Genomic DNA, 13,351 nt, shown 5'->3' on the forward strand with positions numbered 1-13,351 from the left:
AAGTAAATAGAAAAGCAATAAAAAATGCGCTCCGTTTTTTAGGAAGCGCATTTTTTATTAAAAGGGATTTCTTAATTTAAAACTTGTAGCTTAAACCAAGTACCCAGTATGTTTGTAGTTTATTATCTAAGTCATCAAAAGAAGTAGCTTCAGCAGGTGTTTGGGCCAATGCGTAACTAAGTGCTTCTTGTTTGTTATTTCTCAAGCCAATATCAAAACCAACACCGATCATTTTCCAAAGGGTGTAACCAAAAGAGTTGTTCCAAGTCCAGTTACTTAAATTGGAACTTTTATAACTTTGGAATAGAGATAAGTTTGTCTTAAAGCTTACAGCATCAATTTGTCGCGTATAATCCACAAGTATTTTGGTTCCGTAAGATGATTTGTACACAGCGTCGGTTTTGCTAAATACTAAGTTATAGTTTAAAGGGTGCACCACCACAACAAGATCTTCAATTGGTGTCCAAGTGGCACCAACACCCATATCTAAATATCCCGGGTTATTAAAGTTGTTTAAAATGGTCGTTCTATATTCCCCTAAGCCAGAAAGCGCAAAGGTTTCGCTTAATTTATGACCGTATAGAGAAGAGACATTGAAAACATCAGTGGCTTCTCTAAATTTACTGTTATCGTTTGGGTTATCCTTATCATCAAACCGAATCCAAGATAAATTGATATTTCCAGCATTTCTCCAAAAGAAGGTTTCCTTATCAAGATTTGCAAAAGCATTTGCTGTAAACCCAATGCTTCCCGCTTTATTATTAGGCGATTTTTGTGCGTACCAATTGCTAAAGTTAGAAAAACTGCCCCCTATGGTTCCAAAAGCACCTTTTTTCCATCCAGGGAAGGCATCAATTTTACCTTGGGTTGTGTTAACACGTTCTTGAGCGGCTTTAAGTGAATCTTTTTGAACAGCTAAGGTTTCTTTTAATTCTTCTAAAGTTTGAGCTTGTACATAAATGATCCCGATAAAAAAGGTTATGGCCAATAATGCTTTTTTCATTTTAAATTTTATTAAAATTTGTGCAAATATAAGCTTTTGACCCTTTCATGATAAAGAGGTCACATTTTTTTAGTAAGAATCACTTGCTTTTGTATAATGGAACTGAAGAACATGCTTCGCCATACATAATGGATTTGGCAATAGGTTTTAACTTATTTGCCAGCATAATGTAAGCATTTTGAGGAACTGGTTTTTTTGAACACCCTTTGATGATGATTGGAGTATCTTTATATTCCGAAACGTCAAGATTGCCAATAACATCTTGATAAATGCACGTTTCTAAAGTTTCCAGATTGCCAATAACAACCTTTTTTGCATAAGGCTCTAAATGAATGCTGATGAGCATGAAAGCCCACCCGGGAATAATGGCATCTGTGCTACAAGTCAATGCAACATAGTTATCTTGGTATTGCGACCAGTTAAATGCTGCTATCTGGTTTCTGAAATCCTTTTCACGCAACACCAAACCTTCCCAAAGCCAATCTTTAATGTTAAACAGTACACGTTGCCCTTTTGGATAATAATCCTCAAGGTTAACGGTTACTAATTTGCTGTTCGCTACGCGATTTATGATGTCGTCTTTCAAAAAATGTAATTGTTAAGTGGTTTGCTGTTTAGTTACCGTACTGCCAACTGCGACTGATCACTGCAACTGATCCCGATAGCTCCCATGTTTGCAAAGTTATAAATTTAAAAAACATAAAGCTTTAAGTTTGTGATCATAAAGTGAAAAAGAATGGGAGTGTAGGCCCGATATCAAATAGCCCATGGGGGCAAACGTTTTTATGGACTTAATAATCTTTGTGGTCCCTATGGCCATGGGGACCTGTAATACTTTGTGTGCCTTACTGCCTGCCGCTACCGTGTACCCACAAGTTTGAAAATAATTTTTTTGTGTTTTTACACGCATACCGCGTAGCGGTTATGGTATTGTAGTCATATCATATCTGCCGACTACCTGTTCCCCGTAGGGGATATACATTAAAATCATTAACGTTTTCCTCATGACTATGTGTGTCCTGTATTTTTATTGATAAAAAATCAATATTCCATAACAGGCGTTTAAAATCGTATGTCGGGGTATAACTCCTACGGAGTAAAACGTAAAGGTATAAACAGTTTCTACAATACTTGATGTCCTACGGGCAAAACAACTATTCCCCAAAAAGATGTGGTTGCACGGTAGCTACCGGAAGGAAGGGGGTCACAAAGCAAAAAACCATTGCATAAAGGAGTTTATCATGAGATATGCGAATCAAGGGTTTAAAATATTGTAACTATTCAACCGAGTGAAAATTGGAGTGCGCGCTTAACTTAGGGGCGTTAGCCCTGTAGTCTTAGTAGTAGCAAAATGGGCCATGATGATGGATTAGGGGCTTTAGCCCTGACATCTTTGATAAAATAATTGTGTACGTGTTTGCCATGTTTATTAAATTTCAGGGCTATATCTTTTTTGTTCATTATCGTGTTATTTTGTGAAGATAACAGGACTACGCCCTTTTTTATTTAATTAACGTTTGTATCTGCGACCATTTTAGGGCTAACGCCCCCAATATTGTCTTATAAATCGTAATGGGTTTTACTTTTCAACACTTGATTCGCATGAGTTATATAAGAACATTTTTTAAAGGCGCTTGCCCTGAAGCTTTGGTAGCTGTCCAAAGAAAATTGCTGGAAATGATCTATATATTGTTCAAAAGTCCTAAAAATATATCAGCAGGATACTTAATATGGCCTAAATCCCTTTCAAGGTTCGATTATTTACAAAGAAGCTCAATAGGGTTTTTAAATGATGGTTCAGGCTGTTGGGTATTAAATTCCGTAAGTTTCAATTGTGTATTCCTGCCTTGGCAGGAAAGGCAAAGCCAAAAAGATTTAGCGAAAAGCCCGACCGCTTGCCTGAGCGGAGACGAATGCTGCGGTAACGCCATAAAAAAAAGCAAACCCAATTATGGGCTTGCTTTAATGTTTAATACGTTAAAACTTTTATTTCGCCTGGGCGTAACGCTTCTCAACTTCGGACCAGTTGATCACATTAAAAAATGCAGTAATGTAATCTGGACGACGGTTTTGGTAGTTTAAATAATAAGCGTGTTCCCAAACATCCAATCCAAGAATGGGTGTGCCTCCACATCCTACACTTGGCATGAGTGGATTGTCTTGGTTCGGCGTAGAACAAACTTCAACTTTTCCTCCTTTATGTGCACACAACCATGCCCAACCAGAACCGAAACGTGTTGCAGCAGCTTTACTGAAGGCATCTTTAAACACATCTACAGATCCAAAGGCAGCTATGATGGCGTCTTTTAATTCGCCAGAGGGTTGCCCTTTTCCTTCTGGTTTCATAATCTCCCAAAATAATGAGTGATTGTAAAACCCACCACCATTATTTCTAACGGCATTATTGCTCATATCAAGATTCCCAAGAATGTTTTCAATGGTTTTTCCTTCTAAATCGGTTCCTTCAATGGCAGCATTTAAATTGTTTGTATACCCTTGATGGTGTTTTGTATGGTGTATCTCCATAGTTCGTGCATCGATATGAGGCTCTAAAGCATCATACGCATATCCTAATTTTGGTAATTCGAAAGCCATAATTTTCTATTTTTTTTCTATTAATATTATTATCTTTTCCAAATTTACGGATAAAAGGCATCAATTAAAAATAATAAATAGCTATCCAATCATCAATAGTTTTTATATTGTATGCAAAATTTGAGTTTATGCAACAATCCCAACCCTTCACAGTTTATAACGCTTCGGCAGGTAGTGGCAAAACGTTTACGCTGGTAAAAGAGTATTTAAAAATTTTATTCCAATCGAATAATCCACAACAATTTAAGCGCATTTTGGCCCTTACCTTTACCAATAAAGCGGTTGCCGAAATGAAAGACCGCATTATTGATACCTTAAAACAGTTTTCAGATAAAGACATTTTAGAAACGCCCAACACTATGTTTAAGTCGATTTGTGAAGATTTGCAAATGGAACCTTTTGTGCTTCATGTTAAATCCGACAAATTACTGAACACCATATTGCACAACTATGCCGCGTTTGATATCAGTACCATCGATGGGTTTACGCATAAATTGATTCGGACTTTTGCATACGATTTAAAATTGCCATTGAATTTTGAAGTGGAATTGGACCAGGAAGCCTTATTGAATGAAGCGGTGGACAGTTTAATTTCTAAAGCAGGTACCGATGCAGCCTTGACAAAAATTTTAGTGGACTTTGCCATTGAAAAAGCCGATGACGATAAAAGTTGGGATGTGTCTTTTGATTTTAATAAGATTGCCAAACTGTTGGTAAATGAAAATGATATTCCTTATATAAACACTTTAAAAGATAAAACCTTAGAGGATTTCAAGGTGCTTAAAGCGCAATTAAAAAAAGAAATTATTTTAGTAGAAACTTCTATTGTTGAACAATCTAAACATGTTTTGACCTTCATTGAAGAAGCAGGATTGGAGCATAACGATTTTTCGGGCAGCTATATGCCAAAGCATTTTATCAATTTATCGAACACTCAATTCGACGTCAATTTTGAAGCAGGTTGGCAACAGGATATTGAAAGCAAAACGCTTTACCCTAAGCGGGTTTCGAACGACATTGCCTCCATTATCGAACAAATTCAACCCCAAATAGCAACCGCTTATTACGAAACCAAAAAAGCCGTTTTCCATTATAAATTTTTAAAGGCTTTTTATAAAAATGTAACGCCGCTATCGGTTTTGAACGCCATCAACAATGAACTGAAAATACTGAAAGAAGACCAAAACAAAATGCTCATTTCAGAATTCAACAGCATTATAAGCAACGAAATAAAAAACCAACCCACCCCTTTTATTTACGAGCGCATTGGCGAAAAATTCAAGCATTATTTTATTGATGAATTCCAGGATACCTCGGTATTGCAATGGGAAAATTTAATACCGCTGTTGGATAATGCCCTTGCCGCAGAAACCGGAAGCACGATGATTGTGGGCGATGCCAAACAAGCTATTTACCGTTGGCGCGGAGGGAAAGCAGAACAGTTTATTGGCTTATTTAATAATGAAAATCCGTTTTTCGCAAAAAAAAAGGTTGAAAACCTTCCAACCAATTACAGAAGTTTTCAGGAAATAGTGGCATTTAACAATGCTTTTTTTAAGTATTTGTCAAGTTTGGTTTTTACTAAAAAAGATTATCAAAATCTGTATGAAAACGCACATCAAAATAGCTTTCTGGAAGAAGCGGGTTATGTGGAATTGTCGTTTTTGGATATTGATAAAGAAGATGATAGAGACGCCGTGTTCTCTGAAAATGTTTTAACAACCATCCATAAATGTCAAGAAAACGGTTATAACCTAGAGGATATTTGTGTTTTGGTTAGAAAGAAAAAAGAAGGTGTAGCCATTGCAAATTATTTGAGCCAGCATAAAATCCCCATTATGTCTTCTGAAACCTTATTGATAAACAATGCGCCCGAAGTTGTTTTTATAAATGAGTTGATGGCGCTTTTGATCCAGCCAAAAAACAATGAAATTAAAATTGCGGTTTTAAATTATTTAACGACTTTGTTTGATATTGAAAATAAACACGACTTTTTCTGCAATCATTTAAACCTAAAATTATCGCAGTTATTTAAAAGTTTTGAAACTTTCAATGTTTATATTGATAGCAATAAGTTGTTGCAACTTCCCTTATTCGATTTGGCCGAAACCATTGTGAGAAGTTTTAATCTGGTAAAAACATCCAACGCTTACGTACAATTTTATTTGGATGTTGTTTTGGATTTTTCACAAAAAAAAGGGTCTGATATTTCTGGGTTTTTAGATTATTTCGACACCAAAAAAGAGAGTTTAAGTATCGTGTCGCCCAAAGGGCAGAACGCGGTACAGATCATGACCATTCACAAATCAAAAGGGTTGGAATTTCCCGTGGTTATTTTTCCTTATGCCGATTTGGATATATATAGAGAGTTAGAACCTAAAGAGTGGTTTGAGCTAGAAAAAGACAAGTATAATGGCTTTTCAAATACATTATTGAATTTTAATAAAGACTTTGAAAATTTTGGTGAGCGTGGATTGAAAATTTTCAATAACCACAAATCAGAGCAAGAACTTGATAATATGAACCTGCTTTACGTAACCTTAACAAGAGCTATTGAACAGTTATACATTATTTCTACCCACGAAACTGCTTCAAAAGGAGATTTTACCAGTAAAAAATATTCTGGGTTGTTTATCAATTATCTGCAACATATTGGCGTTTGGAACGATTCGCAAAATGTTTATAATTTTGGTGATGAAAAAAAAGTAAGTGTACAGAAAACAGCTTCAACAGAAAACACCATCCAACTAGAATTTATATCCACATCTAAAGAAACCCACAATATAAAAGTAGTGACCAAATCCGGTTTTCTATGGGATACCACACAAAAAGAAGCCATCGAAAAAGGGAACCTTATCCATACGATCATGTCTAAAATCATCACTAAGGATGATATTGATTTTGTAATGGATGATTTTATAAACGATGCTACCATTAATATAGAGCAAGCAGAAACCTTAAAGCAACTTGTTTTTCAATTGGTCAATCATCCAAAACTCGAAACTTTTTACAATTCAGATGATACTATATATAATGAACGTGATATTATTACTAAAGAAGGTATCATTTTAAGACCCGATCGCGTCATTGTAAATAATAGGAATGAAGCCGTTATAATTGATTATAAAACGGGCTTTGAAGATAAAAAACATGCACAACAGTTACATTTGTACCAAGATATTTTGCAGGACATGGGCATAACTGTTAAAACGAAGATTCTTGTGTATATAAATGATGATATTTCAGTAAAAGAAGTATAACTTTGCTAAAAACGCAAAATTATGTACGGAAAACTAAAAAAACACCTTCAGTTAGAACTTCAAGACATAAAAAACAACGGACTTTATAAAGAGGAACGTATCATCAGTTCCTCACAAGGTGCCGAAATTACTTTAAGCACGGGCGAAACCGTTTTAAATTTTTGTGCCAATAATTATCTAGGCTTATCGGCGCACCCCGACGTGGTCCAAGCGGCAAAAGATACTTTGGACACACATGGATTTGGCATGTCTTCGGTTCGTTTTATTTGCGGAACCCAAGATATCCATAAAGCATTGGAACAAAAGATTGCCGATTTCTATCAAACTGAAGACACCATATTATACGCAGCAGCATTTGATGCCAATGGGGGCGTTTTTGAACCTTTATTGGGAGCGGAGGATGCCATTATTTCAGATTCTTTAAACCATGCATCAATAATAGATGGGGTCCGTTTGTGTAAAGCAGCCCGATACCGCTATGAAAATAGCAACATGCAAGATTTGGAAGCACAACTTATAGATGCTGATAAAAATGGGGCTCGCTTTAAACTAATTGTCACAGATGGCGTGTTCTCCATGGATGGTGTTGTGGCGCCGTTGGATAAAATATGTGATCTGGCCGATAAATATGATGCTTTGGTAATGGTTGATGAATGCCATGCTGCAGGATTTATAGGTAAAACAGGGCGTGGAACCCTTGAGGAAAAAGGTGTTATGGGTCGGGTTGATATTATAACCGGCACTTTAGGAAAGGCATTGGGCGGTGCCATGGGTGGTTATACAACGGGCAAAAAAGAAATCATTGCCCTGTTGCGCCAGCGTTCCAGGCCTTATTTATTTTCAAATTCCTTGGCGCCTGCCATTGTTGGTGCTTCCATAAAAGTGTTTGATATGTTGGCAAATGACACCAAATTGAGGGATACGCTAGAGTGGAACACTAATTATTTTAAAAAAGGGATGAAAGCTGCTGGTTTTGCTATCATTGACGGCGATTCTGCCATTGTCCCCGTTATGTTGTATGATGCTAAATTGGCCCAAAAGATGGCAAATATGCTTTTAATCGAGGGGATTTATGTTATTGGGTTCTTTTTTCCTGTAGTCCCCAAAGAAAAAGCAAGAATACGCGTACAATTATCCGCAGCGCATACAAAAGAACATATCGATAAGGCGATTCTTGCATTCACTAAGATTGGGAAATTAATGGATATTATATAAAAACATTCTGAAATTATATAAAAACATTCTGAAATATCAATGAATTGAGGAAATATTCGATTTTTTTATATATTTGTCTTTGTTAATAAAATTTAACAACTTACTTTTGTTTATAATTAACACTTAAAAATTAAACTTTTGAATATGAAAAATCTTAGCAGATTATTGTTCGCTATGTTGCTTGTACTTGGTTATAGCAACGCTAATGCGCAAGACAAAAACAACCCATGGCAAATTACCATAGGGGCAAACGCAGTTGATGCATATCCATCTGGGGATGGTGTGGTTGGTACTGCCCAATTTGGTAAAACTATTTTTGATGAATTCGCTAATGTAACCGATCACTGGAACATCTTGCCATCGTTATCAACTATCTCGGTATCGAAATATGTAGGTGATGGTTTCTCTTTTGGAGTAGCAGGATCGTTGAATAAAATTGACAAATGGGGCGATAAAGTAGGTGTTTCACCTGATGCAACCAACAATGTTGATGATTGGTCTTATTATGGTCTGGATGGTACCATTAAATACAACTTCTTGGAAGGAAAAACTTTCGACCCTTATTTAGGTGTTGGTGGTGGTTACACTTGGATAGATGAAATTGGTGCAGGTACTTTAAATGGTACGATAGGTTTCAACCTTTGGTTTAACGACAACATTGGTTTAACTGTTCAATCTTCATACAAATATGCGTTTGAAGATTATTTGCAAACCCATTTCCAACATACCGCTGGTATTTCCATCAAATTTGGTGGAGTTGATACTGACGGTGATGGTATTTTTGATAAGGATGATGCTTGTCCGGATGTTAAAGGTATCGCTGCTTTCAATGGCTGTCCTGATACGGATGGTGATGGTATTGAAGACAGTAAGGATTCTTGTCCAAACGAAGCTGGTTTAGCTGCGTTAAACGGGTGTCCTGATACTGACGGTGATGGTATTGCCGATAAAGATGACAAATGTCCTACAGTTGCTGGATTAAAAGCTTTAGCTGGTTGTCCTGATGCTGATGGAGATGGGGTAACGGACGCTGACGATGCTTGTCCTACTACTGCTGGTCCTGCTGCAAATAAAGGTTGTCCTTGGCCAGATACTGACGGTGACGGCGTATTGGATAAAGACGATAAATGTCCTAAAGTAAAAGGAACTGTTGCCAACAATGGTTGTCCTGAAGTTTCTGCAGAAATTCAAAAAACCTTGAATGCTTACGCTAAAACGATCTTGTTTGATACTGGAAAATCTACTATCAAATCTCAATCTGAAGCAGTATTGGCTGATATTATTAAAATACTTAACGAATACCCTAATTCTAAATTTACGGTTGAAGGTCATACTGATAGTGTTGGTAGCGATAAATTAAATCATACATTATCTGAGGCTAGAGCATTATCTGTTAAAGATTATTTAGTTAAAAATGGCGTTGATGAATTTAGGCTTTCTGCACTTGGTTACGGTGAAACTAAACCAATTGATACTAATAACACCAGTAAAGGTAGAGCTAACAACAGACGTGTTGAAATTAACTTGGCTAAATAAATAATTATTTAGGATCTAAAATAATAAGTTTAAAAACGCTTCGGATATCCGAAGCGTTTTTTATTTTTATACCATGGCAACTTTCATTTTTGATGTTTTAAAAGACTTGCAAAACAAGCACGCGAATCTTTCCGGATTAACCTTTGTTTTACCCAGTAAAAGATCTGGGCTTTTTTTAAAACATCAACTTTCCGAGGTTGCAAACCAAACTATTTTTTCGCCTATAATTATTAGTATTGAAGAGTTTGTAGAAGAGTTATCGCAGCTCAAAACCATCTCAAACACAGAGCTTCTTTTTCAATTTTATAGCACCTATAAGCAACTAACAAAAGATTCTGGGCCAGATTCCTTCGAAACGTTTTCAAAATGGGCACAAATTTTACTTCAAGATTTTAATGAAATAGATCGTTATCTAATTCCCCAGAAAAAAATATTTGAATACCTAAGCGCCATTCAAGATTTAAACCATTGGTCGTTAGAAACAAACAAAACCGAGTTTGTTAAAAACTATTTGTCATTTTGGAATAAGCTCCATCTGCATTACAAGCATTTTACAGAGCAGCTTCTAAACAAAAAAATGGGCTATCAAGGGTTGGTTTATAGAGAAGCAGTTGAAAATTTAGAAGCATACATTCAAACCAACCCTAAAAAACAACATGTGTTTTTAGGGTTCAATGCGCTAAACACCGCCGAGGAAACTATCGTGCAGGAATTGCTCCAAAATAATTTGGCACAAGTGTATTGGGACATTGATGCTGTTTTTATTAACAATGAAAACCATGATGCCGCATTATTTACACGACACCACAAAGCACATTGGCCATATTTTAAAAACAACCCTTTTAATTGGGTGACAACAAATTATTCCACCCAAAAGAACATTTCTATTTTTGGAATTCCAAAAAATATAGGGCAAGCAAAATACATTGGGGCACTTTTAAAAAATTTGAAACAAGAACAGCCATCGTTACAAAACACCGCCGTAGTTTTAGGCGATGAAAATTTATTGGTTCCTGTGCTTAATTCGCTGCCCCAAAATGTAGAGGCACTCAATATTACCATGGGGTTTCCATTAAAATCAATCCCTTTGGCGTCGTTGTTTGAAGCCTTGTTCCATCTGCATAAAAAGCCTTCAAACACTTTTTATTACAAAGATGTTATTAATATCATTTCCCACCAGTTTATACGCCCTTTGTTTTATGTGGAATCGGTTGACTATGCTTCCAAAATAATTGAAACCATAGAGGACAATAATATTATTTATGTTTCTACCGAACGTTTAAAACAAATAGCCAATGCATCAAGCAAGGTTATAGATCTATTGTTTTCAAATTGGGAGGTTTCAATCGATTTGGCCCTGAAAAATTGTTTTGGGTTAATTCTAACCATTAAAGGCCATTTGGATAAAAATAAAGACTCCAATTTACTTCCGTTGGAGTATTTGTACCGTTTTAATGAATTGTTCAATGAGTTGTTCCGCTTAAACTCAGAATACCAACATATTAAAGACGTCTCCACCTTATTCAGCATTTATAAAGAATTATTAAGTTCTGAAACCCTGGATTTTCAAGGGGAGCCTTTACAAGGTTTACAAATTATGGGCATGTTGGAATCGCGTGTTTTGGATTTTGAAACCGTTATCATTTCCTCGGTAAACGAGGGCATCCTTCCGTCAGGAAAAAGCAACAATTCCTTTATTCCTTTTGATGTGAAATTGGAAAACAAACTTCCAACCTACAAAGAAAAAGATGCGGTGTACACCTATCATTTTTACCGCTTATTGCAACGTGCCAAAAACGTGTACATACTTTACAATACCGAAGCCGATATTTTAACGGGGGGCGAAAAAAGCCGATTCATTGCACAATTGGAACTTGAGGGCATTCATAAAATAAACCATCAAATCATAGTGCCACAAGTACCCATCATTGAGCCTTCATTAAATACCGTTGAAAAAAATGATGACCTTATAAACAAAATTGCCACGGTTGCCGAAAAAGGATTCTCACCTTCATCGCTTAGCTCTTATATTAGAAATCCCATTGATTTTTATTATCAGAAAATTTTAAAAATCAAGGAACATGATGAGGTTGAGGAAACCGTTGCCGCCAATACTTTAGGTACCGTGGTGCATAATACGTTGGAGGATTTTTATAAACCATTAATAGGAAGTTATTTAACGGTTGAAATTATAAAAAAATTAAAATCGAATATTGAGGAAAAAGTAAGCTTTCATTTTAAAAACGAATACAAAGAAGGTGATATTACCAAAGGAAAAAACTTGATAATTTTTGAAATTGCCAAACGGTATGTGTCCAACTTCCTCGATTTGGAAATTAAAGATCTAAACGAAGGAAATCAAATAAAAATACTAGCTGTTGAAGCGAATAGCGAAGTTATTGTTGATATCCCAGAACTTGATTTTCCTATAAAACTGGTTGGAAAAGTGGATAGAGTCGATGCATATAATGGCACGACCAGAATTATAGATTACAAAACAGGAAAAGTAGAACAAAGCCATGTTGAAATTGTGGATTGGGAAGATTTGACCACCGACTACAAAAAGTACAGCAAGTCCTTTCAAGTACTTGCTTATGCGTTTATGATGCAACTTCAGGGCACTATGAAGATGCCTGTTGAAGCGGGTATTATTTCTTTTAAAAACTTAAGTGCAGGATTTTTGAAATTTTCAAAGAAAGATAAAAACGGAAATGGCGCAAAAAAAGACTCGTTAATAACCCAGGAAACACTTGATGATTTTGAAATTGAATTAAAGCACCTCATTTTAGAAATTTGTAATCCTAATATCCCTTTTGAAGAAAAAGAAGTTTAAATGATAAACAAACAGCACATAGTCATTAACGGTAAACACGAAAAACCCATTTTAATTGATACCACTTACGTTTCAAACAAAACGGATTTGCCCATTATTGTTTTTTGCCATGGGTATAAGGGATTTAAAGATTGGGGCGCTTGGAATTTAATGGCCGATGCATTTGCTGTGGCCGGCTTCTTTTTTATAAAATTCAATTTTTCGCATAATGGCGGCACTGTGGAGCAGCCCATTGATTTCCCGGATTTGGAAGCTTTTGGCAACAATAATTACACCAAGGAATTGGACGATTTGCAATCGGTTATCGATTGGGTTTATAGCAATCCTGACCTGCAAAAAATGGCAGATATAAACAATCTGTCGCTTATTGGACATAGCCGTGGTGGTGGCATCGTTTCAATTAAGGCAGAAGAAGACCCAAGAATTAAAAAACTCATTACGTTGGCCGGTGTTTGTGATTTTGGAAAAAGAACCGCAGCCTTAGGCGATCTGGAATCCTGGAAAACCGACGGTGTTACATACGTTTTAAATGGCAGGACCAAACAGCAAATGCCCCATTTTTATCAATTTTATGAAGATTTTGTAATGAATGAAAATCGTTTAACCATAAAACGAGCCGTTTCTAATTTAAAAATACCGCAGCTTATTGTTCATGGAAACGACGATACTAGTGTTTTTATGGCCGAAGCTGAAAATCTCCATAGATGGAACCCAAAAAGTACCTTAGAAATAATTGATGGCGCTAATCATGTTTTTGGAGCACATCATCCGTGGGAAAATAATATATTACCGAATCATTTAACGGAAGCAATAAATAAAGTTATACATTTTTTGTAACTAATCAGTAGCAAATATATCGGTTTTGCATAAAACAGTGCTTCATTAACAATTTAAGTAATTTTATTAACA

The 13,351-nt window shown here is 36.0% G+C and carries 8 protein-coding genes; 5 read left to right on the top strand and 3 right to left on the bottom strand.

What is annotated here, in order from left to right; translation table 11 throughout:
* Window positions 1-76 precede the first annotated feature (76 nt).
* The 3 genes from ACU1LP_RS15340 to ACU1LP_RS15350 form a co-directional block, all read right to left on the bottom strand.
* The gene (locus tag ACU1LP_RS15340; protein WP_445734340.1) at window positions 77-1,003 is read right to left on the bottom strand and encodes a DUF3078 domain-containing protein; all 927 of its coding nucleotides are present in this window, start codon (window positions 1,001-1,003) and stop codon (window positions 77-79) included.
* Between the two features lie 79 nt (window positions 1,004-1,082).
* Window positions 1,083-1,589: a DUF2480 family protein gene (locus ACU1LP_RS15345; RefSeq protein WP_445734341.1), complete on the bottom strand. Its 507-nt coding sequence runs from the start codon at window positions 1,587-1,589 to the stop codon at window positions 1,083-1,085.
* A gap of 1,400 nt (window positions 1,590-2,989) precedes the next feature.
* Window positions 2,990-3,598, bottom strand: a complete 609-nt coding sequence (locus ACU1LP_RS15350; RefSeq protein ID WP_445735068.1) for a superoxide dismutase — start codon at window positions 3,596-3,598, stop codon at window positions 2,990-2,992.
* Between the two features lie 128 nt (window positions 3,599-3,726).
* Here ACU1LP_RS15350 and ACU1LP_RS15355 point away from each other — a divergent pair, with 128 nt between their 5' ends.
* The 5 genes from ACU1LP_RS15355 to ACU1LP_RS15375 all read left to right on the top strand — a co-directional run bounded on the left by ACU1LP_RS15355 (window position 3,727) and on the right by ACU1LP_RS15375 (window position 13,279).
* Window positions 3,727-6,858 carry a UvrD-helicase domain-containing protein gene (locus ACU1LP_RS15355; RefSeq protein ID WP_445736716.1) on the top strand — a complete coding sequence of 1,044 codons (3,132 nt, stop codon included), beginning with the start codon at window positions 3,727-3,729 and terminating at the stop codon, window positions 6,856-6,858.
* Between the two features lie 21 nt (window positions 6,859-6,879).
* Window positions 6,880-8,073: a glycine C-acetyltransferase gene (gene kbl / locus ACU1LP_RS15360; RefSeq protein ID WP_445736717.1), complete on the top strand. Its 1,194-nt coding sequence runs from the start codon at window positions 6,880-6,882 to the stop codon at window positions 8,071-8,073.
* Window positions 8,074-8,217: 144 nt separating this feature from the next.
* Window positions 8,218-9,609, top strand: coding sequence for an OmpA family protein (locus tag ACU1LP_RS15365; RefSeq protein WP_445736718.1), 1,392 nt, complete (start codon window positions 8,218-8,220; stop codon window positions 9,607-9,609).
* 73 nt (window positions 9,610-9,682) lie between these two features.
* Entirely contained in the window at window positions 9,683-12,442 is a 2,760-nt protein-coding gene (locus ACU1LP_RS15370) for a PD-(D/E)XK nuclease family protein (protein ID WP_445736719.1), read from the top strand.
* On the top strand, window positions 12,443-13,279 hold the full coding sequence (locus tag ACU1LP_RS15375) for an alpha/beta hydrolase family protein (RefSeq protein WP_445736720.1): 837 nt from the start codon (window positions 12,443-12,445) through the stop codon (window positions 13,277-13,279).
* Window positions 13,280-13,351: the final 72 nt, after the last annotated feature.

This window comes from Mariniflexile sp., assembly GCF_052728615.1.